Source organism: Salinarimonas sp., assembly GCF_040111675.1.
GTDB lineage: Bacteria > Pseudomonadota > Alphaproteobacteria > Rhizobiales > Beijerinckiaceae > Salinarimonas.
Genome location: NZ_CP157794.1, coordinates 3,893,569 through 3,916,400, shown reverse-complemented (window position 1 = coordinate 3,916,400; position 22,832 = coordinate 3,893,569). Strand labels below are relative to the sequence as shown.

Genomic DNA, 22,832 nt, shown 5'->3' with positions numbered 1-22,832 from the left:
TGGGAGGATGGACATGTCGATCACGCGTCGAACACTCATCAAGGCCGGAGCCGTCGCGGCGGCCGCCGCGCCCTTCGGGCTCTCCGCCCCCGCCATCGCGCAGGGCGCGAAGCCGCGCCTCGTCGTGATCGGCGGCGGACCGGGCGGGGCCACGCTCGCCAAGTACGTCGCGCGCGATTCCGACGGCGCCGTCGACGTCACGCTGGTGGAGCCGAAGGAGCGCTTCGCCACCTGCTTCCACTCGAACCTCTATCTCGGCGACTTCAAGGGCTGGGACGAGATCAACCACGGCTACGAGCAGCTGACCGAGGCCTACGGCGTGAAGCACGCCCGCCAAACGGCCACCGCCATCGACCGTGAGGCCAAGACCGTGCGCCTCGGCGACGGCTCGGATCTCGCCTACGACCATCTCGTCGTCGCCCCGGGCATCGACCTCGTCTACGACTCGGTCGAGGGCTATTCGGAGGAGGTGGCGGAGACGCTGCCCCACGCCTGGCTCGCCGGCCCGCAGACGCAGCTTCTCAAGGCGCAGCTCGACGCGCTCGAGGACGGCGCGCAGATCCTGATGATCGCGCCGCCCAACCCCTATCGCTGCCCGCCCGGCCCCTACGAGCGCGTCTCGATGATGGCGCACGTGCTCAAGGCCAAGGGGCACACGCGCTCGCGCATCGTCATCCTCGACCCGAAGGACAAGTTCTCCAAGCAGGCGCTCTTCTCCGCCGGCTGGCAGCGCTACTATCCCGGCATGGTCGAGTGGCAGGATCCGATGATCCACGGCGGGATCGGCGCCGTGGACGTCGCCTCGATGACGGTCGAGACCGATTTCGGGCCCTACAAGGGCGACCTGATCAACGTCATCCCGGCCCAGCGCGCCGGCGCCATCGCGGTGCAGGCGGGGCTCGCCAATGAGACCGGCTTCTGCCCCATCGTCGCGGAGAGCATGCGCTCGACGGTCGACGAGGCCGTCACCGTGCTCGGCGACGCGACGATCGCGGGGGACATGCCGAAGTCCGGCTTCTCGGCGAACAGCCAGGCCAAGGTCGCGGCCAACGCCATCCGCGCCGCGCTCACCGGCTCGCGCCAGTTCCCGGCGCGCTATTCCAACACCTGCTGGAGCCTCATCGCCGACGACGACGCGGTGAAGGTCGGCGGGCGCTACGAGCCGCAGGACGGCAAGATCACCGCCACCGAGACCTTCGTGTCCCAGCTCGACGAGGACGACGACCTGCGCCGGCAGACGCAGGAGGAGAACATCGGCTGGTACGAAGGCATCGCCACGGACATTTTCGGATGAACCAGAACGAGAAGAACGCGCGCGCCGGCGGGGCCACCCGCCGGACGCTGCTCGCCGCCGCGCCCCTCGCCGGGGCCGCGGCCGCTCTCGGCCTCCCTCCGGGCCTTCGCCTCGCCCACGCCCGCGCCAGCGAGACGCTGACCATCGGCGACATCACGGTCCGGGTCGTCTCGGACGGCACGCTGGCGCTGCCGGTCTCCTTCACCCTGCCGGAGACCGCCTCCGACGATCTCGACGCGCTCTATCGCGAGAACGGCCAGGAGCCGCCGCGCGAATTCACCAACCAGACCAACGTGGTGCTGATCGAGACCGGCGAGCGCCGGGTGCTGGTCGACGCGGGCTCCGGCCCGAATTTCCAGGCCACCGCCGGCAAGCTCACCGACGCGCTCTACGAGATCGACGTCGACCCGCAGAGCGTGACCGACGTCGTCTTCACCCACGGCCACGCGGACCATCTCTGGGGCGCGGTGGACGATTTCGAGGAAGGGCCGCGCTTCGCCAACGCCCGCCACGTGATGGGCGAGGCGGAGCACGCCTACTGGAGCGACCCGACGACGCCCGACACGGCGCCGGACTGGCTCAAGGGCCTCGCGCTCGGCGCCGCGCGGGTGATCGAGACGCTGGGTGGCGCGCTCGAGACCGCCGGCGCCGATGCCGAGCTCGCCCCGGGCGTGCGCTACGTCGCCACGCCGGGCCACTCGCCGGGGCACATGTCGGTGCTCGTCGAAAGCGGCGGCGCCCAGCTGATGATCGGCGGCGACGCGCTCACCAACGCGTTGATCTCCTTCCAGAAACCCGACTGGCCGCTCGGCACGGACCTCGACCGCGAGCAGGCGATCGCGACCCGCCTCGCGCTGCTCGACCGGCTCGCGACGGACGAGATCGGCCTCGTCGGCTTCCATCTGCCCTTCCCCGGCATCGGCCGAGTCGAAAGGCGGGGTGGCGCGTTCATCTACGCTTCAGGATGATGCGCCCTATAAAGGCCAAGCTGGAATCAATCCAGGCAGGACCAACGCCCGAAGAGAGAGGAACCTTCATCATGCGCATCATCGCCCTCGCTGCCGCCTCGCTCCTTCTGGCCGGCGGCGTCGGAACCGCCCAGGCCCAGGACGCGGCCGCCGGCCAGCGCGTCTTCAACCAGTGCCGCGCCTGCCATCAGGTCGGCGAGACGGCCCGCAACCTCGTGGGCCCGCAGCTGAACGGCCTCTTCGGCCGCGAGGCCGGCTCGGTGGAGAACTACAACTATTCCCAGGCCTTCCAGGGCCTCGACAAGACCTGGGACCACGAGAACTTCGCCGTCTACATCCAGAACCCGCGCCAGGTCACGCCGGGGACGAAGATGGTCTATGCCGGCCTGAAGAACGAGCAGCAGATCGCCGACCTGATCGCCTATCTCGACCAGTTCAACGCAGACGGCACCACGAAGTGACGCGCCCGCGCGCCCTCCGGGGCGCGCTCGAGACCCGAGACTGAAGCACGGCGGGAGCGATCCCGCCGTTTTTTCGTGGCTAGAGCAGATCCCGACCTGATGCGATCAGGTCGGGATCTGCTCTGGATTCCTCTTTCGGGCATGATCGCGTCCACCAACCGGATTCCACTCGGTGGGATCATGCTCTCTTATGACCGTGGTCAAGGGTGGTAGTCGAGCGGCTCGGGCCCGCGCCTTTGCGCAGGGTGAGATTGCCAGTCGGCAGCGAGGTGACGGGACGGTCCTGAAGACGACGGTCGATCAAGCTCTTATCCGCGGGTTGGTTACCGCACTTCCGTAATCCGTCTCGGGCCATCCCTGTCTAGCGTCGGGCGTCGAGCTGGTGCTCGGCCACATAGAGCATACGGGAGTTCCCCACCGTAGCCGTCCCGTCGCCTCGCTGCCGCGATTGTCGTCAGCGGTCACGATCTCGGTGGGGCTCGAGACATCGATGTCGTCGGCCGAGCGAGCGGTGTCATCATCATCGTCGACCTCCGTCACGCGGCCTGGCGCGGCTCGACCTCGCGGCCGATCGCCCAGAGGAAGGCGGCCATCTCGCGGGCGATCGCCGCGGTCACGACGGGCGCCTTCTTGCCGCCCGTCGTCATCCGGCGGTAGCGCTTGCTCAGGCGGACCTGCGCCTTCCAGGCGATGTCGCGCACGGCCTTGGGCAGGTTCTCCAGACGCCTTCGGATCGTCTCGGTGACGCGCGCCGGGTGGCGATAGCTCCAGGCGCCCTCGACCAGGACACGCCTGGCCCGACGATTGCCGGCGAGCGTGAGCGCGCCGCGCTTCACGCTCTCGCCCGTCGAGCGCTCGGAGGGCACCAGCCCGAGGAAGGCCATGAGCTGGCGCGGGTCGTCGAAGCGGCGCACGTCCCCGACCTCGACGGCGAAGGTGGCGGCGACGAGGAGCGAGACGCCGCGCATCGCCTGGTAGGCGGCGACCAGCGGCGCCATCGACCAGGACGGCACCAGCTCCTCGATATGGGCATCGAAGCGCTCGAGCCGCTCACCGGCATCGCGCTCGGCGTCGACGTGATCCTGGAAGACGATCTGCTGGGCGGAATGCTCGAACTTCTGGGCGGCGAGCCAGCGCCTGTGGGCGGCGCTCCAGCGCTTCCGGCCCGTGAAGATCCGGCCGTGGCGCAGCAGGAAGGATTGCAGCTGCTGGCGCTTCTTGCGCAGGTCCTCGCTCGCCGCTTCGCGGGCGCGGACCAGATCGCGCATCGCCTCGTGCACGTCGTCGGGCACCCAGATGCCCGTCAACTCGCCGGCGCGCAGCAGACGCGCCAAGGTGACCGCATCGCGCCGGTTCGTCTTCACCCGCTCGCCGGGACGCTTGGGGATCAGCGAGGGCGCCACGACCTCGCAGACGTGCCCCATCGCGGTGATCTGCCGGTGCAGCCCGTAGCCGGTCGGGCCGGCCTCGTAGCAGACGTGCAGGCGCCCGTATTTCTTCTCAAGCTTGCGCACCAGGCGCTCGACCGCCGCCGGCGTCGCCTCGATCTCGCCGAGGTAGCGCACCTCGCCGGTCCGGCCGCCTTCGGCCACGGCGACCGCGTGCTTCTCCTTCGCGACGTCGACACCGACGAAGACGGTGCTATCCTCTCCCATGGTCCGCCCTCCTTTGCTTGGGGCTCGGCTCGGCGATCCCGAGCAACCCCCGTTAAGCTCAAGCTCGCAAAGGCTAAGGGCGGGCCGCCCCTCGCACCACGGTCATAACGTCTAGCGCTCCACCAGGATCCACAGCCCCACCCGCGCCCCGGCGAAGATCGCCGCGAGCGCGAGGAAGCTTCCCACGGAGAGCGTGGCGACGCCCGAGACGCCCTGGCCGATGGTGCAGCCGAGCGCCGTGACGCCGCCGGTGCCCATCAGGAAGCCGCCGAGCACGTGCCGCTTGAGCTCGCGGGCGTCGTCGGGCGCCTCCCAGAAGAACTCGCCGTGGACGCGCGCGGCGAGGAAGGCGCCGGCGAGCACGCCGAGCGTCGCGCCGACGGGGAAGTCGACGGCGATGCCCGTGGAGAGCGCCGCCCAGAGCAGCGTCTCGCCCAGCGGCGCGACGAAGGTGAAGCTCTCGACGCGGCCCTCCTCGAACGGATCGAACCCGACGACGCCCGTGATGGCGAAGCCGAGCACCACCATCGCGCCGATGCCGAGCCCGGTGGCGATCAGCTTCGGCGCGGCGCGCAGCCCGTCATGGGCGAGAGCCAGGGCCCCGAAGGCGCCGGCGACCGCGAGCGCGAAGGCGGTGGCGCCCGCGCCGGTGAGGCCGAAGAGCGTCGGCAGGGTCTGCGCGTCGCGCGGCGCGAGATCGAGGGCGAGCGGGTCGAGGAGCGCGATGCGCGGAACGCCGGTCAGCCCGCGCATGGCCATCAGCGCGGAGAAGCCGAGCACCAGGAAGCCGAGGAGCGCCTTCAGGTCGCCGCCGCCGAGGCGCAGCAGCATGCCGAAGCCGCAGGTCCCCACCAGCGCCATGCCGAGCCCGAAGACGAGCCCGCCGAGAAGCGCGCCCGCCCATTCGAGCCGCGGCCCGACATAGATCGTGCGCGAGAGGTCGAACTCCGAGGCGAGCGTCAGCGCCAGCACGCCGGCGATCGCCACGGCGATGGCGAGCGCCCAGGCCCGCAGGCGGCGGGTGTCCCTGGCGTAGACCGCGTCCTCGATGGCGCCCAGCGTGCAGAAGCGCCCGCGCCGCGCGATGAAGCCGAGCGCCGCCCCGGCGAGGAAGCCGAGAGCGGTGCGCACGAGGTTGGCTTCCAGGAGTTCCGTCATCGACGCGTCCGCCTCCGCCCGCGCGACATGCACGATGGTGAATATTTCACCATCTGCGTGGCGTGAATCAAGCGCCGCGGTTCGGTCGGCGCGCCGATCACGCGCGAGGGGGCGCGATTCCCCTCTCCCTCGCGGCTCCTCGGTGCACACATCTCCTGCAGTCGAGCGTCGGCGACCGCGTGCTCGGGGAGCGGACGAGCGGCGCTCGTCTTTCCTTCCCCTACAGGGAAGGAGAAGGCTCGGCGCCCGTCGCGCAGCTCCGCGACGTCGCTCGTCCTCGGCTGCCGGCGGCGCGGAACGATGCGTGAAGCGACCAGCCGCAGGGGAGAGGGGAGTCCGTCGGCGCTCTACGCCTGGAGGTCGCGCCAATCCAGCAAGGCGCCTGCGCCGCGGGCGACGTGCCGATCGACTCTCCACGAACGGAATTCCCCAAGCCCGGCTCACTCCGTCGCCGGCTTGCCGCGCAGGGTCTTGGTGCGGGCGTGCTTCGTCTTCGAGTCGAGCCGGCGGCGCTTGGAGGCCAGCGTCGGCTTGGTCGGGCGGCGCGGGGGCGGGCGGTAGGCGGCGCGGCGGATCAGGTCGACGAGGCGGGCGATCGCGTCCTCGCGATTGCGCTCCTGCGTGCGGTGGACCTGCGCGGTGATGACGATGACCCCCTCCTTGGTCATGCGGCTTCCCGCCACGGCGGGGAGCCGCGCCTTCACCGGCCCGGGCAGCGAGGGGGAGCCCAGCGCGTCGAAGCGCAGCTGGACGGCGCTCGCGACCTTGTTGACGTTCTGCCCGCCGGGCCCCGAGGCGCGAAGCGCCGTCATCTCGATCTCGTCCTCGTCGAGGGCGATGGTGGGGGTCACCGCGATCATTTGAAATGCGCCGCCTGCGTTCCGATATGAGGGCTGTCGAAAGAGAGGTGTGAGCGCATGATCCGTTTCATCAAGTACGACGGCCGTCAACAGCGCGTCGTGACGGTGCCGCGCTGGGCGATCGGGCTCGGCCTGGTGGCGGCGTTCCTGGTGGGGCTGCTCGCGCTCACGCTCGCCGCCGGCATCGCGCTCGTGGCGATCCCGACCGTGCTGATCGTCGGCGCCGTCGCCGCCTGGATCGGGCGGGGCAAGGCCATCGGCGGGCGCCGCTCCGTCGTGCCGCGGGACGCCGCGCGGGCGCAGGCGGATCCCGTCCGCCGCCGGCCCGGCGAGCGCGAGGAGATCATCGACGTCGAGTACCGCATCGTCGACGAGGACGAGGACGGCCCCCGAGGACCTCGAGAGCCGCGCCGATGAGCGTCGCGCGCGTGCGCCGCGACGCCGACGGCTTCGACGTCGACGCGGAGCTGATCGGGGAGGGGCTGCGGCTCGAGCCCGCCGAGGTCGTCGCCCTCCTGCGGGAGGGCGCGATCACGAGCCGCGTCGAGCGCGGCGAGGGCGAGGACGCGGGCCGCTGGCGGCTGACCTTCTACCACGCGAGCGCCCGCTTCCGGATCGTCGTCGACGAGGAGGGCGTCGTGCTCTCGCGCTCGCGCGTCGCCTTCGAGGACGGGCCGCTGCCCCCGGCCATGCGCCGCCCGGGCTGACCGTCCCGCGAGGGCCGTCATACGCTGTCATCCCGGGCGCCGAACGGCGACCCGGGACCTAGAGACACCGACGCCGATCTCGCAGCCTTCAGGCTGCGTTACGCAAACATCGATGCATTCATCTGTCGCGCGACGCGCGCGCCATGCGCGCTCGACCCGACGTCGCGCGTATGGCTCCCGGGTCCGCTTCGCGGCCCGGGATGACATCGGATCAGCCCTCCTCGCCGCCGGCCCAGGCGAGCGCGCGTTCCAGGCGGTCGTCGCCCCAGAACATCTCGCCGTCTTCCGTCAGGAAGGTCGGCGCGCCGAAGATTCCCTTGGTGCGCGCCTCCTCGGTGATCGCGCGAAGCCGGGTCTTGTTGGGCTCGGCGGTGGCGGCCTTCATCGTCTGATCCGGGTCGAGCCCGACGGAACCGGCCAGCGCCGCGACGGCGGAGGGCTCCTCGATGGAACGGCCCTCGCCGAACTCGGCGTGGAAGACCGCGCGCACGAAGGCGCCGCACCAGTCCTTGTCGGCGCCGTGGAGGGCGACCCGCGTCGCGGCGAGGCCGTTCTGGGGGAACGGGTCCGGCTTGCGGAAGGGCAGGCCGCGGCGCTCGGCCTCCCGGGCGACGTCGCGCCACATGTAGCGGCCCTTGGACGGGTAGAGGTTGAAGGGCGAGGTGTTCCACCCCTGCGCCTGGAAGATCGGCCCGAGCAGGAAGGGACGATAGCGCACGTCGACGCCGGCCGCCTCGGCGAGCGGCTCGATGCGCATGGCCGAGAGGTAGGAATAGGTCGAGGCGAAATCGAACCAGAACTCGAGGACGGGGCGACGGGCCATGGGGAGCGAATCCTCCGCGCGGGATCGAGAGCGAGGGTGAGGTCTGCGCGGCGGAGACGCGAGCGGTTGCGCGCGCCGTCCACCGGATTATAAACGCGCCGTCCCAACCGTCGGCACGATGGCGGCGAAAAAAAGTCCGCCCGCGCTCCGACATCGCTCAGGCCCCGTCCGAAAGCCCCAGCCATGACCGACAAGCGCGTCAACAAGGTCGTCCTCGCCTATTCCGGCGGGCTCGACACCTCCATCATCCTGAAGTGGCTGCAGACGACCTACGGCTGCGAGGTGGTGACCTTCACCGCCGACCTCGGCCAGGGCGAGGAGCTGGAGCCGGCGCGCAAGAAGGCGCAGCTGCTCGGGATCAAGGACGAGAACATCTACATCGAGGACCTGCGCGAGGAATTCGTGCGGGACTACGTGTTCCCGATGTTCCGGGCGAACGCGCTCTACGAGGGCGTCTATCTGCTCGGCACCTCGATCGCCCGGCCGCTGATCGCCAAGCGCCAGATCGAGATCGCCGAGGCCACCGGCGCGGACGCGGTCTGCCACGGCGCCACCGGCAAGGGCAACGACCAGGTCCGCTTCGAGCTCGGCTATTACGCCTTGAAGCCCGACGTCACCGTGATCGCGCCCTGGCGCGAGTGGGACCTGCGCTCGCGCGAGCAGCTGATCGCCTTCGCCGAGGCCCACCAGATCCCCATCGCCAAGGACAAGCGCGGCGAGGCGCCGTTCTCGGTGGACGCCAACCTCCTGCACACCTCCTCCGAGGGCAAGGTGCTGGAGGACCCCGCGCAGGACGTGCCGGACTACGTCTTCTCGCGCACGCTCTCCCCGGAGGAGGCGCCCGACCAGCCGACCGTGATCGCGATCGGCTTCGAGGCGGGCGACGCGGTCTCCATCGACGGCGAGAGGCTGTCGCCGGCGAGCCTGCTCGCGCGCCTCAACGATCTGGGCCGCGACAACGGCATCGGCCGGCTCGACCTCGTCGAGAACCGCTTCGTGGGCATGAAGAGCCGCGGCATGTACGAGACGCCCGGCGGCACGATCCTGCTCACCGCCCACCGCGCCATGGAATCGATCACCCTCGACCGCGGCGCGGCGCATCTCAAGGACGAGCTCGCGCCGAAATACGCCGAATTGATCTACAACGGCTTCTGGTTCTCGCCCGAGCGCGAGATGCTCCAGGCGCTGATCGACAAGAGCCAGGAAAACGTCACCGGCACCGTGCGGCTGAAGCTCTACAAGGGCGGCGTCCACGTGATCGGCCGCGAGAGCCCGTTCTCGCTCTACGACCAGGACCTCGTCACCTTCGAGGAAGGCGCCGTCGCCTACGACCACCGCGACGCGGCCGGCTTCATCAAGCTCAACGCGCTGCGGCTGAGGACGCTGGCGCAGCGGCGCAAGAAGCTGGGGATGTGAGGGGAGAAGCGCGCCGCTCCGGGAGGGGCGGCGCGGGTTCGCAACGAGGCTGGCGCACGTGCGCCGGGCGTGATACGAGGTCGCAATGAGACCGAAGCGCAACCCATCTGCCCGCCCTTCGCACCCCGGCGCGCTCCTGCGGGAGATCGTCCTTCCGGCGCTGGGGCGACCGAAGGCGGAGATCGCGCGTCTCCTCGGCGTCTCGCGGGAGAGCCTCTACCGCATCCTCGACGAGAAGCAGCCCGTGACGCCGACCATGGCGGTGAAGCTCGGCAAGCTCTGCGGCAACGGCCCCCGCCTGTGGATGCGCATGCAGGCGAACGTCGATCTCTGGACGGCGGAGCGCGAGGTCGACGTCAGCGGCATTCCCACGCTGGATCAGGCCTGACCTCACATCCCCTGAAGCCGCCCCTCCGCCAGAGCCATCGCCTGGCCGCGCTCCTCGGGCGTCAACGCGTCGAGGCGCTCGTCGAGCCAGGCGTCCGTCAGTCCCTGCGAGGCGGCCATCAGGTGCCAGGACGCGGCCTCGATCGGGTCCTGCGGGACGCCGCGTCCCTCGGCGTGGAGGCGGGCGAGGCGGTTCTGGGCGATGGCGTTGCCGCGGAACGCGGCTTCGCGGAACCATCGGGCGGCTTCCTCCGGGTTCGGGGCGATGCCCTCGCCGTTGAACAGCGCGATGGCGAACTCGACCATGCCGGAAACGTCGCCGTTGCGGGCGGCGCGGGAGAACCAGGCCGTCGCCGCGATCCGGTCTTCCTCCACCCCGCGGCCCTCCGCCAGCAGCACGCCGTAGCCGTGCTGGGCCGCGGGGAGGTCCGCCTCCGCCGCCTGCCGCATCAGGTCGGCGGCGCGGGCGAGGTCGGCCTCGTCCTCCGAGGCCAGGAGGAGGAGCGCGAGATTGTAGGCGGCGCGCGGATGGCCAGCCTCGGCGGCCTCGTCCAGCAGCCGGCGGCCCTCCGTGACGTCGCGGTCGCGGCCGACGCCCTCGATGGCGTTCATCGCGAGCGCGAACAGCGCGTTCGGGTCGCCCTCGCGGGCCGCGAGCCGATACCAGTCGTTGGCCCGGGCGAGATCCTGCGCGACGCCGTAGCCCTGCGCGTAGAGCTCGCCGAGCAACGTCATCGCGGCGGCGTCCTCGGGATCGCGCTCGAGGCGCTGCGTCGCGCGGTGGAAGGCGGTGAGATAATAGCCGCGCTGGAACGCGCCGTAGGCGAGATCGGCGTCGGGATCGGCGGCTTCGCCGAGGGGCGGGGGCGCGCCGAACGGCGCCGCCTCGAGCCGCTCGGTCTCGACGGGCGCCGTCTCCGCCGGCGCGGCGAGCGCGGGCGCGGAGGTCGCGGGGGTCTCCGTCGCCGTCGCAGGCTCCTGCGCCGCGGCGGCGCTCGCCAGGGCGAGGCCGAGGGTCGCGACCAGCGCGGGCAGCGAGGGCCGGAGCGCGAGGCGGATCACCGGCGCTCCTCCTCCGCGCGCCGGGCGCGCTCGGCGTCGACGCGGTCGAGAACGGCGCGCGCCGCCGCGATCGCTGCGGCGGGGCCCTCCGGGTGGTCGAAGACGGCCGCGCCCAGGCCGACGAACTCGGCGCCGGTCTCGGCCAGGATCTCGACGTCCTCCAGCCGCGGCGCGACGGCGACGCAGGGCGTCTCGAAGATCTCAGCCCACCAGCCGGCGCGCTCCTGCGTGAGCTCGAGCGCCGGCAGCGACCCGTCCGGCCGCGGCTCGCCGAAGACGAGGTAGTCGACGCCGATCTCGCCGGCGGTCATGGCGTCGTGGCGCGTGCGCAGGCCGCCGACGCCGACGACGCGGTCGCTCTCCAGCCGCTCGCGCAGGCTGCGGGCCGTCGCGAGATCGGGGACATGCACGCCGTCGGCGCCGCCGCGGGCTGCGATGCGGGCGATGTCGAGCGCGCCCGCGCCTTCGCCCTCGAGCGCGAGGACGACGGCCGCGCCGTGCTCCTGGGCGACGGGGGCCAGCGCCTTGACGTGGTTGATCAGGCTGCGCTCGTCGCGGGCGGGCAGGCGCAGCTGCACCGCGGCGACGGCGCCCGTCTCCGCCGCCTCGCGCAGGCGCGGCGCGAAGGCGGACGGATCCTCGACGAGCGGCGTGATCAGGTAGAGGAGGGTCGGCGTCACGGGGGCCTCATGCGCTGGACGCGGATCATGCGTGCGGCGGGCGCGGCGCCGGGCGCGGGTGGCGCGGCTTGGCGACCGAGCGCGAGGACGACGGCCGCGCCGTGCTCCTGGGCGACGGGGGCCAGCGCCTTGACGTGGTTGATCAGGCTGCGCTCGTCGCGGGCGGGCAGGCGCAGCTGCACCGCGGCGACGGCGCCCGTCTCCGCCGCCTCGCGCAGGCGCGGCGCGAAGGCGGACGGATCCTCGACGAGCGGCGTGATCAGGTAGAGGAGGGTCGGCGTCACGGGGGCCTCATGCGCTGGACGCGGATCATGCGTGCGGCGGGCGCGGCGCCGGGCGCGGGTGGCGCGGCTTGGCGACGCGCGCCGTGCGCGCTAGGAACGCGTCGGCCTTCGGCCGGCCGGCGCCCTTGCGCTTCTCATGCCGCTCATTTCCGGCATGCGCAAGCTCGGTCCGCCATCGAGGAGAACGGACGACATCGTGACGCGTAAGCTCCCGCCCCGTTTCGCCCCCGTGCTGTTCGCGCTGATCCTGTCGGGCCTGATGTCGTTCATGGTGTCGGGCATCGCCACCGTCGCGGCGGTCGGGCTCGCGCACGGGTTCTTCGCCAAGTGGATCACGTCCTGGCTTCTGGCCTGGGCCGTCGCGTTCCCCGGCGTGTTCGTCCTGGCGCCTCTCGTGCGACGCCTCGTGGAGCGGCTGGTGGACGCGCCCGGCGGTCGCTGACGTCGGCTCATGGCGGCGGCAGGGCGCGCAGCTTCGGCAGGATGTCCGCGCGCCACGCTTCCGCGGCGGCCTCGGCGAGCGGGAACCAGCGCACGTCCGAGGCCTCGTCCACGGCGGCGCGAGCCGTCTCCTGCGCATCGGCCAGGAAGGCGAAGCGCAGGTCGTGGTGCACGTGCGGGCCCTCGCCCTTGCGCGGGTTGGGCGGGATCGGGTGGGTGTCGATGTCGACGAGCGCCCCCTCGCGTCCCGGCCAGGGGCGGATCGAGGAGAGCCCGGTCTCCTCGCGCGCCTCGCGCAGCGCCGTGTCGGCCGGGCGCTCGCCGGGATCGACGTGCCCGCCGGGCTGGAGCCAGCGCCCGAGGAAGCGATGGCGCACGAGCAGCGCGCGCCGCCCGCTCGCATCGAGCACGATCGCGCTCCCGGTGAAATGGCCCGGCCGGGTCGTGCGGGCGAAGGGATCGGCGACCGATCCCGCGAAGGCGATCATCGCCCGTGCGCGCCCCGCCTCGGCGGGATGGGTGTCGGCATAGGCCTCGAGCGCGGCGATGGTGTCGAGGGCGAGGAGGCTCGCGTGCACGGGCGCCTCAGGTCGCGGCCATGACGGAGCGCTCGATCTCCGCGGCGAGGCCCGGATCGAGGTTCAGCCGCGCGGCGAGCATGTCGAGATAGGCGCGCTCCGCCGGCCGGTCGGGGACCATGGCGAGCAGCGAGGCGGCGTAGAGCTCGGCCGCCATCTCCGGCGTCCTGGCGGCGCGCACCACCTTGTCGATGTCGAGCGGCGCGGCGAGCTCGTCCATGACGAAGGCCTTGGCCTCGGCGTCGAGATCGAGGCTCTCGACATGGCCGAAGATCGCCTTCTGCTCGTCGGCATCGATGTGGCCGTCGGCCTTGGCGCCCTGGATCATGGCGACCAGGATGGCGTGGGCGAGCGCCTCCTCGCCGCCCGGTGCGTTCCGCGGCGCGAAGGCGCTGTCGGCGGGCGGGGGCAGGAGCGCCTGCTCGGGCGCGGGCATCATGTGCGTCGGGCCGGGCACGCTCGGCGCCGCGGGCGCGGCGTCGCCGCCCTGCTGGCGGTTCTTCCAGGCGGCGTAGGCGAGGCCCGCCACCGCCGCGACGCCGCCGAGCTTGAGCGCCGTGCCCGCCGTGCGGCCGGCGAACTTGCGGGCCTTCTTGTTGCCGAGAAGCAGCCCCAGCACGCCGCCGGCGAGCGCGCCCTTCATCAGGTCGCCGTTCCCGCCGCCGGTCTTCTGCTGCGCGCCGCCGCCGAGCATCTGCTGCGCCTGCGCCTGCAGCCCGGAAAAGTCGCCCGCCTTGGCGGAGCCGAGGACCTGGTCGAGGAGCTTCTTGGCGTCGAGCATCGGGGAGGGGACCTTCGCGGGAGGGACGTTCCGTGCTGATGTGGGCGCGGGGAAGCGGGGCCGCAAGGCTTCCCGCGGCGTCACGATCTCACCGCAGCCCGTCCTTGTGCTCGATCGGGCCGTTCTCCGTCAGCGCCGCGACGGCCTCGTCGCGGCGGGCCTCCATGGCGGCGCGGTCGCGCGGCTCCTGGATGGCGCGCCGCCCCGACTCCGTCACGAGATCGATGTGCTCGGCGATCACCGCCTTGTGGCCCTCGTCCACGGCGAGCTCGGCGAGCTGCCCCAGCGTCTCCAGCAGGTGCATGATCACCGCCGGCGAATCCGCCGCCGAGCGGCGGATCTGGTGGAAGGCGATGTCGACCAGCCCCTCGAAGGTGGAGATGGGGGAGATCACCCGCACCACGCCGTCCTCGTCCGGGAAGCCGCGCTCGGCCGAGGGCCGGCGCATGATGGTGGCGATGGAGAGGCCCAGCCGGTTGATCGCGGCGATGGCGGTGAAGGCGTCGTTCATGCTGGGCGAGAGGGCGCGCAGCGCGATCTCCACCAGCTGGCGGATGGCGAACTCGAGATCCTGCACCGGCGTGCGCTCCGGCCCGATCACCACCGCCTCGGCGAAGGTCTTCGCGAGCCGTTTCGAGCGCGCGTCCGGCGGCGTCACCCAGGCGTGGACCCCGCCGGGCAGGACGTGGTGGCCCGGCCGGTAGGCGAGCTCGACGACGCAATCCGCCTCCCGGGCGGCGCACACCAGGAGATCGTAGTCGATGGCCTGGATGTAGCCGCCCTCGTCGCCGCGGATCGGGCCGGTGCGGGCATGCTCCTCGATGGAGCGCGGGTGCTGGCGCTCGTGCGGGCCGAGATCCGGCAGGAACTGGTCGACCACCGCATCGAGCCGGTCGCCGACCCGATGGATCAGCGTGTCGGCCACGATGGAGCGGGCGAGGTGGTGGACATAGAACAGGAGCATCGCCACGGAGGCCAGCACCAGCAGGGAGCCGACGGTGATGGCGACCGCCGGCTGATGCGCGTGCGCCTCCTCGCCCACCGGCAGGCCGCGCAGGACGAGGAGCAGGTAGACGATGGTGGCCAGGAACAGGCCGAGCCCGATCTGCGTGCGCCGGTCGCCGATGAAGTTGCGGATCAGCCGGAAGCCGAGCTGGTTCGCGGCGAGCGTCAGCACCACCATGGTGATGGAGATGGCGAGCGTCGCCATCGTGATCATGGACGACAGCAGCGTCGCCAGGAAGGAGGGCGCGTCCCGGGCCGGCGCCTCGAGGCTCGACCAGAACCCGTCGTCGGGCAGGTCGACCCGCAGGAGCACGAGCGCCAGCGCCGCCCCGGCGAGCGCCATCGCGCCGGGGACGAACCACAGGCTGTTCTGCACGGCGTCCCAGACGGTCGCGAGACGCGAGCCGACGGGGCGCAGGAGGGTCTTGCGGCGCATGCCGGGAGAACGGCGGCGCAGGCTTGGGCGTTCCGCCAGGGCGGGCTCATGCGTCGGCGACGACCCTCGACGAGGCCCTCACCCCTCCGCCAGCTCGGCGAGAATCCGCGCCCAGGAGCGGATGCCCTTGTGGAAGCTCGTCAGGTCGTACTTCTCGTTGGGCGAATGCACCCGGTCGTCGTCGAGCCCGAAGCCCACGAGCAGCGAATCGAGCCCGAGCGTGCGCTTGAAGTCGCCGACGATGGGGATCGAGCCGCCCGAGCCGATGATCACCGGCGCGTTCGGCCACTCCGCCGCGAGCGCCGCCTCGGCCTTGGCCAGCGCCGGCATGTCGTAGGACAGGCTGATCGCGCGCGAGCCCTTGTGGCGGACGATCTCGTAGGAGCAATCCGCCGGCACCCGGGCCGCGACATGGCGCTCGAGCGCCGCCGAGACCGCCTCCGGATCCTGGTCGCCGACCAGCCGGAAGGAGATCTTGGCGGAGGCCTCGGCCGGGATCACGGTCTTGGTGCCCTCGCCGGTATAGCCGCCGACGATGCCGTTGACGTCGCAGGTGGGGCGCGACTGGATCATCTCGATGATCATCCGGTCGCGCTCGCCGACGGGCTGCGAGAGACCGATCGGCCCGAGCAGCGTCTCCGGCGTGAGACCGAGCGCCTCCCAGCGGGCGCGCACCTCCGGCGGCGGCTCGGACACGCCGTCGTAGAAGCCCTCCAGCGTCACGCGCCCGGTCGCGTCGTGCAGATCGCCGACGATCCGCGCGAGGATGTGGATCGGGTTCGCGGCCGCCCCGCCGAACAGGCCCGAGTGCAGGTCGCGGTCGGCGGCGCGCACGATCACCTCGTCGTAGGCGAGGCCGCGCAGCGAGGCGGTGACGGCGGGGGTCTGCGGGTCCCATTGCGTGGTGTCGCACACGAGCGCGAGATCGGCGGCGAGCTCGTCCCGGATCGCCTCGACGAAGGCGGGCAGGCCCTTCGAGCCGTTCTCCTCCTCGCCCTCGATCAGGAAGGTGAGCCCGATCGGCAGCGAGCCGGTGACGGCCTTCCAGGCTCGGCAGGCCTCGACGAAGGTCATCACCTGGCCCTTGTCGTCGCAGGCGCCGCGGGCGACGATCACCTCGCGCCCGTCGGGAAGCCGCTTGCGCACGGGCGTGAAGGGCGGGCTCTCCCACAGTTCCACCGGGTCGACCGGCTGGACGTCGTAATGCCCGTAGAACAGGGCGTGCGGCGCGCCCGCCGGCCCCTCGACGCGGCCGACGACGGCGGGATGCGCCCCCGGCACGTCCCGCACCTGCGCCGCGACACCGAGGCTCGCCAGATCCTCCCGGATGAACCGCGCCGCGGCGACGCAATGCTCGGCATAGGCCGGATCGGTGGAGATCGAGGGGATCGCGAGCCAGGTGAAGAGGCGCTCGAGCGAGGCGTCGAGGTTGGAATCGATGTGGGCGAGGATCTCGAGGAGGTGCGGGGAGGGCATGGGGGGCAGGCTTTCCTAGTGTGTCGTCTGGGGAAGACTCGTTCTTTTGGGTATCCGCGGCATTGCACCGTGCTAAACTAACACAATTGGTGTTGCGGGCATGCCACGAATCAGCATCTGGATCAGAGCGCGCCCGGCAGAGCAGGACGCGACTTTTGCAAGCACGTCGAACGAACCTGAGCTCGCGTCCTCCAGGACAACGAAGAGTCCGCAATCGCTTTCAAGCTCGTCCAGAGCTTGTTCATCGAAGGTCTTCCGGCTTATCTCTGTAAGCCAGAGCGTTCTGTGTTCATCTAGAGGAGCAGAGAAGGCGGTGTCCATGGCTAAACCTATTCCGCTGCACCCTCGCATCCGCGAGAGGCAAAAGCCGCAGATCTCGGCGTCGGCGTTGGCGGAGTTCATCATTACGCCGCCGGACCGACAAGACGAAGTTCTGCACGACGCGAGGTTCATGAGGCCGCCGGCTGTGGCCCCATATGGAGATGCGCTTCGAGCGATGCGGGCGTATTGCAATGACCCGCGCCGAGCCCCTTTCCATCTCGATAATGCAATCGGTGCGCTGACAAACCGGAGCCAGTCTCAGGAACTGAAGCCGTCTCTCCGTGACGAAGCCGCCCGCTGTGTCGAAGCCATCACCCTCTTTCAGAACAGTGCAAATCAATTTGGACTGTCAAAGTTACCGATGTTTGAATGTGGACGGCTAGCGCCGCTCTCAATTTCCCGGGTCGCCGTTTCGGTCCAGCCTGACATCCTCGTGGGTGCCTCTCAGCCGGGAAATAATGATCTCGTTGGAGCCGCAGGATTCCGGCCACAGAAGCGCCCCAACCCCAACGAGTGCAAGTTGGAGGCGACGCGAACAGCAAGGCTTGAGTTTAGGCGGGAGGTAGCTCGCTATATGACGGTCCTGCTCAGAATGGCACTGCTCGAAATGGGATTTCGCGCGGACCAGATCGAACCAAAATGGCTATTTGTCTTGGATCTTCGGACCGGTGAAAGAATAGAGCTGCCAAGCGATCGGATCTCTCGCGAGAGGCGGATTAAGGCCGCGTGCGGGCAGATTGAGAGGCTTTGGTCAAGCATTGAGCCGAAACCAGGAGACTTTCAAGGATGATCTACCCTTCAGAAGAGGGATCTGGAGAGGCTGATGCGCTGGGCTTTCGTTTTACAAGATAGCTTGCGCAAAATTGAGACGGGAGGCGTTCATGGACTTCTTCGATCGTGACGGGCGCGCATTGGTCTACTCGCCCGACGGCACACATCTCCATACTTGGGACGGGGATCCCGTCGGCTACTTACATGAAGGCAAGATTTTCGACTTCAGCGGAAAGCACCGCGGGTGGTTCGAGAGTGGTTGGCTTCTGAACAAGTACGGCGAGCGTATTGCCTTCACCAGGGATGCCACTGGCGGGCCTATAATGCCCTTGACCTCGCTGCCGCCGCTGAAGGGGCTTCGGGGACTTCTGCCGCTGAAAGGCTTGCGCGAGCTGCCGCAGCTCAAACCGTTGCCATCGTCCCAATGGGGGCGCGCTTGGTTTTGAGCTACACCGGGCCGAGCACAGTGGCAGGCCGCCGAGCACGACGCTGGGGCGCCCGCCATCGCGGAGGCTGGGTGTACGCGTTCAGCTCTCCGCCCCGCGCAACCGAACCCCCGGCCCACCCCCGTTCGCCGGGATGAACTCCACCCCTGCCTCCTCCAGCGCCCGCCGCAGCGCCACCGCGGTCAGCTCCGTCCCGCTCAGCGGGCCGTCCTGGAGCTCCAGCCGGGCGATGGTGGGGACCGAGACGTTCGAGGCCTCGGCCAGCGTCTTCTGGCTCCAGCGCAGCAGCGCGCGGGCGGCGCGGACCTGGGCCGAGGTGAGGCGGGCGGGCTTGTCGGACGTCATGATTGATTTTTGCTCGTTCGATATTTTTAATATTGACGCACGCCCGGCGTGCGGGTGATATTAAATCCATCATCGGATACCAGCAACGGAGAACCCCAATGGGGGAGAGCATTCCGGGCGACGCGGGCGCGTGCCCGCTCGCGGCCTTGTGCGCGGAAGCGGGCGATCTCATCCGGCGGCGGCGGGTCGCGGAGGAGCGGGAACTGCACGGGGAGAGCCCGCGCGAGCGGATCGCGGCGGAGAGCACCGTCTCCGAGATCACGGCGACGCTGGGCCACATCGCCCGGCGCGCCAGCGACTTCCGCCCCGCCTCGCGCGACGGCGCATTCCTCGCCATCGCGCTGGCGCTGGCCGAGGCGGAGGTCGTCGCCTTCGGGGAGGAGGGACGGCAGGGCCCGGCGCTGCGGCGGCTGACCCGGCTCCTTTTCGCGCTGCGCGCCTATGTCGAGCGCGAGGGGGGCGCGCGGTCGGAGGCGGCCGAGGCGGTGGCGACGTACTGGATGCCGGATGCGATGGACCCGCACCGGGCTCTGGCGGGGTGAACCGTGTCGCCCCCGGCCGGAGCGCCGTCAGGCGCGCAGGGGAAGGGGGCCCAGCGCAGGATGTGCGCCGAAGAGTTACGTCCAGTGTTTTCTGCAAAAGCGTGGCGGTTTGGCGCGCCGGTGGGGTTCGGGGGCGGGGCGAGCGCTGGCTCCTCAATAGCAGGGCGCTCGCCCCGCCCCAGCCGCCGTTAGGCGGCTTCTGCGCGGTCCAGCTGCCGCATCTGTTCCTTCTTGTGCTCGGCCAGGTGGCTCATGTTGAGGTAGCGCGTGCCCTCCAGCCAGTTTTCGTGGATCTCGACCGCCAGCGCGCGGACGAGGCGCAGGCAGGCCGCGTCGTCGGGGAAGATGCGCACCACCGTCGTGCGGCGCTTGATCTCCTGGTTGAAGCGCTCGAGCATGTTCGTGGACTTCAGATGCTTATGGTGCTGGCGCGGCAGCCGGTAGAAGGTCAGCGTCTCCTCGACGTTGTCCTCGACCCACTGCGTCAGCTTCGGGTACTTGTCCTGCCACTTGTTCAGCCAGCGGGCGAGATCCTGGCGGACCTCGGCGAGGTCGCGCCGGTCGTAGAACCAGCGCAGCTCCTGCAGGCAGTCGTCGTCGTGCTTGCGCGGCACGTGGTCGAGAGCGTTACGCAGGAAGTGCACGTAGCAGCGTTGCCAGGCCGCGTCGGTGAGCGTCTCCGTCACCGCGCGCTTGAGCCCCTCGTGATCGTCCGAGACCACGAACTCCACGCCCGACAGCCCCCGCGCCTTCAGCCCGAGCAGGAAGTCCCGCCAGCTCGAGCGGCTCTCCCGGTTGGCGAGCTCGACGCCCAGCACGTTGCGCCGCCCCTCCCCGTCGATCCCGATCGCGACCAGCACGGCCCGGCTCTGGATCCCGATCTCGCGGACCTTCTCGTAGCGCGCGTCCAGGATCAGGTAGGGATAGGCCTCCGTCAGCGGCCGGCGCGCGAACGCCTCCAGCTCCGCGTCCATACGCTTGTTGATCGCGCTGATCGCCGAGGCCGAGAAGGAGTGTCCGCACAGCTCCTCGGTGATCGCCTTGACCTTGCGCGTCGAGACCCCCTGCACGTACATCTGCGCCAGCGCGCCCACCAGCGCCTTCTCCGAGCGCTGGTAGCGCTCGAACAGCTGCGTCGAGAACAGCCCGTGCCGATCCTGCGGCACCCGCAGCTCCAGCGTCCCGACCCGCGTCACCAGCGAGCGCGTGTAGTAGCCCGCACGGTAGCCCCGGCGCCCCTCCGTCCGCTCGCTCTTCTCCGCGTTCAGCACCGCCGTCATCTCCGCCTCCAGCGTCGCCTCCACGATCGCTTGAACCATCCGCGGCAGATAATCCTCGTCCCGCGACAGCAGCGCCTGGACATCCAACGTGACGGACTTACCCTTCTCTCCGGTCATGGCATGCACCCTCCAGGGGTCGGTGACTTCAGACATCACCAGCGTGCCATGACCGCCGATCTTAGCATCGGATTTTTGCAGAAGACACAGTACGCGACCCGCCGAAGGCGCGCTGCATGCCGCCGACCAGGCGGCTGGTCGCGGCCGCGATGAGCGGCTTCCGGCGCGGCGAGTCGCGCTGGGTCCCCTTCCCCTGCGCCGGCTTCGCCGGCTCCGGCCGGGGATGACACGGGTGGCGACGCCGTCATCGCCCCCCCGCACGCCCCCCTTGCGCCAGATCAACGACACCCCCCGCCCGCCGCGCTTCACTTCCCTCATGCGCACGATCTCCCCCTCCCGGGCACCCGCCCTCACCCCCGCCGCCATACCCGCCGCCTATGCGCTGGAGACGGTGCCGCGCTACACGAGCTATCCGACGGCGGCGCAGTTCGGGCCGTTCGTCGACGAGGCGCTCTACCGGCGCTGGCTGGCCGAGCTCGACGGGGAGACGCCGCTGTCGCTCTATGTGCACGTGCCCTATTGCCGGGTGCTGTGCTGGTATTGCGGCTGCCACACCTCGGTGCTGAACGACGACGCCCGCATCGCGCGCTACGCGCGCCGGCTGGAGCAGGAGGCGGAGCGGGTCGCCGCGGCGATGCCGCGCAAGGGGCCGGTGGCGCACCTGCATTTCGGCGGCGGCACGCCCACCATCCTCGCCCCGGCGGATTTCGTGTCGGTGATCGAGCGGCTCGAGGCGAGCTTCCCCTTCGCGCCGGACGCGGAGATCGCGGTGGAGATCGATCCGCGCACGCTCACCGAGGAGATGGCCTCCGCGCTCGCCGGGGCGGGCGTGAACCGCGTCTCGCTCGGCGTGCAGGACGTCGACCCCGAGGTGCAGCGCCTCGTCCACCGGGTGCAGCCCACCGAGCAGGTCGCCGCCGCGGTGGCGCTCCTGCGCGCGAACGGCATCCACCGCATCAACGTCGACCTGATGTACGGCCTGCCGAAGCAGACCGTGGCCCATGTGCGCGCCAGCGTCGCCGCGGTGCTCGCCATGGCGCCCGATCGCGCGGCCGTGTTCGGCTACGCGCACGTGCCGTGGTTCGCCAAGCACCAGGCGGCGATCGACGCGGCGCTCCTCCCCGGCGCCGCCGAGCGTCTGGCACAGGCCGCGGCCGCGGCCGAGGCGTTCGCCGAGGCGGGCTTCGTCGAGGTCGGCTTCGACCATTACGCGCGGCCCGACGACCCGCTCGCGATCGCCGCGCGCGAGGGCACGCTCAAGCGCAATTTCCAGGGCTATACGACCGACACGGCCGAGACGCTGATCGGCTTCGGCGCCTCCGCCATCGGCGCGCTGCCCATGGGCTACGCCCAGAACGAGCCGCATCTCGGCAAGTGGGCCCAGGCCGTCGACGACGGCCGCATCCCCGTCGTGCGCGGCGTGCCCGTCACGCCCGAGGACGCGCTGCGCCGGGCGGCGATCTACGCCCTGATGAGCCGCTTCGACGTCGATTGCGGCGCGCTCGCCGCGGCGCACGGCGTCGACGAGGCGTTCTTCGACGCGGAGCTGGAGCGGCTCGACCCGCTCGTCGCCGACGGGCTGTGCGCCCGCGCGGGCCGGCGCGTCACGGTGCCGCCCCACGCCCGCTTCCACGTCCGCAACGTCGCGGCGCGCCTCGACGCCCATTGGGCGCCGCAGGCGAGCCGGCATTCGCGGGCCGTGTGAGGGAGGGGGCCGGCGTCGTTGGGTTCCCCCCCGTTCGGGTCTGCAACGGCTTGTAACCTGCGGGACAGCGGCTGAGCGCTTTCCTTCCCTGTAGGGGAAGGTGGCTCGGCGAAGCCGAGACGGATGGGGCGCGGCGCGTAGCGACGCGTTCCGCGAAGCGGAACCCCGAACCGTAGCGACCTGCTCGCCGGTCCACTTCGGCTTCGCCGAACGCGCGTGCCGCGCGCCCCATCCGTCACCGCGCTTCGCGCGGCGACACCTTCCCCTACAGGGAAGGAGCGAATATGTCGCCCCGACGTCTGCTCACTGCCCGGGCGCGATCGGGTTCCAGCTCGTCACGCCGCGGAAGAGCTGGCGCACGAAGCTCTGCTCGGCGCCGCCCGTCGGCGTCTCGCGGGAGATGAAGTCGAAGATCACGCCGTCCTCGAGGCCGTAGAGCGCCTTGCGCTCCACCCGCAGCTGGGGCGTGAAGTAGATGGCCGCCACCGTCTGGTCGACGACGTCCTGACGGTTGAAGGCGCCGCGGCGGCGGGTCGTCTGGCTGATGTAGTACCAGGACTGGTTCCCCACCGTGGAGACGGTGGAGGGCGTGCCCATCAGCTCCAGCACCTCCTGCGCGCCCATGCCGGGCGTCACCTGGTCGAGCGCCGCCTGGTCGAGGATGTAGCCGCGCTGGAACTCCTCGGTGATCGGCGCGAGCGACGTGGTGCAGCCGGCCGCGAGGGCCGCGACGCCCGCGAGCGCGGCGAGCCGCAGGACGCCGCGGCGGGTGGGCTGCGAGATCGGGGAGGCTTTCGCGAGACGCATGGGGACGTGTCCGGATGGGCTGCGGC

General features: G+C 70.9%; 26 protein-coding genes. 11 read left to right on the top strand and 15 right to left on the bottom strand.

The window, feature by feature from the left end; translation table 11 throughout:
* Positions 1-13: 13 nt before the first annotated feature.
* The 3 genes from ABL310_RS18215 to ABL310_RS18205 all read left to right on the top strand — a co-directional run bounded on the left by ABL310_RS18215 (position 14) and on the right by ABL310_RS18205 (position 2,723).
* Positions 14-1,294, top strand: a complete 1,281-nt coding sequence (locus tag ABL310_RS18215; protein WP_349368417.1) for an NAD(P)/FAD-dependent oxidoreductase — start codon at positions 14-16, stop codon at positions 1,292-1,294.
* Positions 1,291-2,262, top strand: a complete 972-nt coding sequence (locus ABL310_RS18210; protein ID WP_349368416.1) for an MBL fold metallo-hydrolase — start codon at positions 1,291-1,293, stop codon at positions 2,260-2,262. Before ABL310_RS18215 ends, ABL310_RS18210 begins: the two co-directional genes overlap by 4 nt.
* A 71-nt stretch (positions 2,263-2,333) precedes the next feature.
* Entirely contained in the window at positions 2,334-2,723 is a 390-nt protein-coding gene (locus tag ABL310_RS18205) for a cytochrome c family protein (RefSeq protein WP_349368415.1), read from the top strand.
* Positions 2,724-3,259: 536 nt separating this feature from the next.
* Here ABL310_RS18205 and ABL310_RS18200 read toward each other — a convergent pair.
* The 3 genes from ABL310_RS18200 to arfB form a co-directional block, all read right to left on the bottom strand.
* Positions 3,260-4,378: an IS110 family transposase gene (locus ABL310_RS18200; protein ID WP_349368220.1), complete on the bottom strand. Its 1,119-nt coding sequence runs from the start codon at positions 4,376-4,378 to the stop codon at positions 3,260-3,262.
* Positions 4,379-4,489: 111 nt separating this feature from the next.
* The gene (locus ABL310_RS18195; RefSeq protein ID WP_349368414.1) at positions 4,490-5,536 is read right to left on the bottom strand and encodes a YeeE/YedE family protein; all 1,047 of its coding nucleotides are present in this window, start codon (positions 5,534-5,536) and stop codon (positions 4,490-4,492) included.
* 440 nt (positions 5,537-5,976) lie between these two features.
* Positions 5,977-6,396, bottom strand: coding sequence for an alternative ribosome rescue aminoacyl-tRNA hydrolase ArfB (gene arfB / locus ABL310_RS18190; RefSeq protein WP_349368413.1), 420 nt, complete (start codon positions 6,394-6,396; stop codon positions 5,977-5,979).
* Positions 6,397-6,453: 57 nt separating this feature from the next.
* Between arfB and ABL310_RS18185 the strand changes: the two genes are divergently transcribed.
* Both ABL310_RS18185 and ABL310_RS18180 read left to right on the top strand, forming a co-directional pair.
* Positions 6,454-6,813 (top strand): hypothetical protein, encoded by a 360-nt coding sequence (locus ABL310_RS18185; protein ID WP_349368412.1) that lies wholly within the window; start codon positions 6,454-6,456, stop codon positions 6,811-6,813.
* Positions 6,810-7,103, top strand: a complete 294-nt coding sequence (locus ABL310_RS18180; RefSeq protein ID WP_349368411.1) for a DUF6522 family protein — start codon at positions 6,810-6,812, stop codon at positions 7,101-7,103. The genes ABL310_RS18185 and ABL310_RS18180 overlap by 4 nt, the downstream gene beginning before the upstream one ends.
* A 211-nt stretch (positions 7,104-7,314) precedes the next feature.
* On the opposite strand, the gene ABL310_RS18175 is transcribed toward ABL310_RS18180, so the two are convergent.
* The gene (locus ABL310_RS18175; protein WP_349368410.1) at positions 7,315-7,926 is read right to left on the bottom strand and encodes a 2-hydroxychromene-2-carboxylate isomerase; all 612 of its coding nucleotides are present in this window, start codon (positions 7,924-7,926) and stop codon (positions 7,315-7,317) included.
* Positions 7,927-8,109: 183 nt separating this feature from the next.
* On the opposite strand from ABL310_RS18175, the gene ABL310_RS18170 reads away from it, so the two are divergent.
* Together ABL310_RS18170 and ABL310_RS18165 are read left to right on the top strand one after the other, a co-directional pair.
* Positions 8,110-9,342 (top strand): argininosuccinate synthase, encoded by a 1,233-nt coding sequence (locus ABL310_RS18170; RefSeq protein WP_349368409.1) that lies wholly within the window; start codon positions 8,110-8,112, stop codon positions 9,340-9,342.
* 85 nt (positions 9,343-9,427) lie between these two features.
* Positions 9,428-9,730, top strand: coding sequence for a HigA family addiction module antitoxin (locus ABL310_RS18165; RefSeq protein WP_349368408.1), 303 nt, complete (start codon positions 9,428-9,430; stop codon positions 9,728-9,730).
* A gap of 2 nt (positions 9,731-9,732) precedes the next feature.
* Here the strand turns inward: ABL310_RS18165 and ABL310_RS18160 are convergent, their stop codons facing one another.
* From ABL310_RS18160 to ABL310_RS18150, 3 genes are read right to left on the bottom strand one after another with little or no spacing between them, the layout of a single operon-like run.
* A complete protein-coding gene (locus tag ABL310_RS18160) occupies positions 9,733-10,791 on the bottom strand; it encodes a tetratricopeptide repeat protein (RefSeq protein WP_349368407.1) in 1,059 nt (352 codons plus the stop codon).
* Positions 10,788-11,471 (bottom strand): thiamine phosphate synthase, encoded by a 684-nt coding sequence (locus ABL310_RS18155; RefSeq protein WP_349368406.1) that lies wholly within the window; start codon positions 11,469-11,471, stop codon positions 10,788-10,790. The genes ABL310_RS18160 and ABL310_RS18155 overlap by 4 nt, the downstream gene beginning before the upstream one ends.
* Positions 11,468-11,755, bottom strand: a complete 288-nt coding sequence (locus ABL310_RS18150) for a hypothetical protein (RefSeq protein WP_349368405.1) — start codon at positions 11,753-11,755, stop codon at positions 11,468-11,470. Before ABL310_RS18150 ends, ABL310_RS18155 begins: the two co-directional genes overlap by 4 nt.
* A 196-nt stretch (positions 11,756-11,951) precedes the next feature.
* Between ABL310_RS18150 and ABL310_RS18145 the strand changes: the two genes are divergently transcribed.
* Positions 11,952-12,197 carry a DUF2798 domain-containing protein gene (locus ABL310_RS18145; protein WP_349368404.1) on the top strand — a complete coding sequence of 82 codons (246 nt, stop codon included), beginning with the start codon at positions 11,952-11,954 and terminating at the stop codon, positions 12,195-12,197.
* A 7-nt stretch (positions 12,198-12,204) separates the two neighbouring features.
* Here the strand turns inward: ABL310_RS18145 and ABL310_RS18140 are convergent, their stop codons facing one another.
* The 5 genes from ABL310_RS18140 to ABL310_RS18120 all read right to left on the bottom strand — a co-directional run bounded on the left by ABL310_RS18140 (position 12,205) and on the right by ABL310_RS18120 (position 16,793).
* Positions 12,205-12,774 (bottom strand): NUDIX hydrolase, encoded by a 570-nt coding sequence (locus ABL310_RS18140; protein WP_349368403.1) that lies wholly within the window; start codon positions 12,772-12,774, stop codon positions 12,205-12,207.
* A gap of 7 nt (positions 12,775-12,781) precedes the next feature.
* Complete coding sequence (locus ABL310_RS18135; RefSeq protein WP_349368402.1) at positions 12,782-13,555, bottom strand: tellurite resistance TerB family protein; 774 nt, start codon at positions 13,553-13,555, stop codon at positions 12,782-12,784.
* 88 nt (positions 13,556-13,643) lie between these two features.
* Entirely contained in the window at positions 13,644-14,996 is a 1,353-nt protein-coding gene (locus tag ABL310_RS18130) for a DUF2254 domain-containing protein (RefSeq protein WP_349368401.1), read from the bottom strand.
* Between the two features lie 78 nt (positions 14,997-15,074).
* Positions 15,075-16,472 carry a M20/M25/M40 family metallo-hydrolase gene (locus ABL310_RS18125; RefSeq protein WP_349368400.1) on the bottom strand — a complete coding sequence of 466 codons (1,398 nt, stop codon included), beginning with the start codon at positions 16,470-16,472 and terminating at the stop codon, positions 15,075-15,077.
* Between the two features lie 72 nt (positions 16,473-16,544).
* Positions 16,545-16,793 carry a hypothetical protein gene (locus ABL310_RS18120; RefSeq protein ID WP_349368399.1) on the bottom strand — a complete coding sequence of 83 codons (249 nt, stop codon included), beginning with the start codon at positions 16,791-16,793 and terminating at the stop codon, positions 16,545-16,547.
* An 881-nt stretch (positions 16,794-17,674) separates the two neighbouring features.
* On the opposite strand from ABL310_RS18120, the gene ABL310_RS18115 reads away from it, so the two are divergent.
* Positions 17,675-18,010 carry a 4-fold beta flower protein gene (locus ABL310_RS18115; protein ID WP_349368398.1) on the top strand — a complete coding sequence of 112 codons (336 nt, stop codon included), beginning with the start codon at positions 17,675-17,677 and terminating at the stop codon, positions 18,008-18,010.
* A gap of 81 nt (positions 18,011-18,091) precedes the next feature.
* Here ABL310_RS18115 and ABL310_RS18110 read toward each other — a convergent pair whose 3' ends face one another.
* Positions 18,092-18,355 (bottom strand): helix-turn-helix transcriptional regulator, encoded by a 264-nt coding sequence (locus ABL310_RS18110; protein ID WP_349368397.1) that lies wholly within the window; start codon positions 18,353-18,355, stop codon positions 18,092-18,094.
* A 98-nt stretch (positions 18,356-18,453) separates the two neighbouring features.
* Between ABL310_RS18110 and ABL310_RS18105 the strand changes: the two genes are divergently transcribed.
* The gene (locus tag ABL310_RS18105; protein ID WP_349368396.1) at positions 18,454-18,897 is read left to right on the top strand and encodes a hypothetical protein; all 444 of its coding nucleotides are present in this window, start codon (positions 18,454-18,456) and stop codon (positions 18,895-18,897) included.
* Positions 18,898-19,085: 188 nt separating this feature from the next.
* On the opposite strand, the gene ABL310_RS18100 is transcribed toward ABL310_RS18105, so the two are convergent.
* Entirely contained in the window at positions 19,086-20,294 is a 1,209-nt protein-coding gene (locus tag ABL310_RS18100; protein ID WP_349367334.1) for an IS256 family transposase, read from the bottom strand.
* Positions 20,295-20,610: 316 nt separating this feature from the next.
* Here ABL310_RS18100 and hemN point away from each other — a divergent pair, with 316 nt between their 5' ends.
* On the top strand, positions 20,611-21,999 hold the full coding sequence (gene hemN / locus ABL310_RS18095; RefSeq protein WP_349368395.1) for an oxygen-independent coproporphyrinogen III oxidase: 1,389 nt from the start codon (positions 20,611-20,613) through the stop codon (positions 21,997-21,999).
* Between the two features lie 303 nt (positions 22,000-22,302).
* On the opposite strand, the gene ABL310_RS18090 is transcribed toward hemN, so the two are convergent.
* Positions 22,303-22,806, bottom strand: coding sequence for an outer membrane protein assembly factor BamE (locus ABL310_RS18090; protein ID WP_349368394.1), 504 nt, complete (start codon positions 22,804-22,806; stop codon positions 22,303-22,305).
* Positions 22,807-22,832 lie beyond the last annotated feature (26 nt).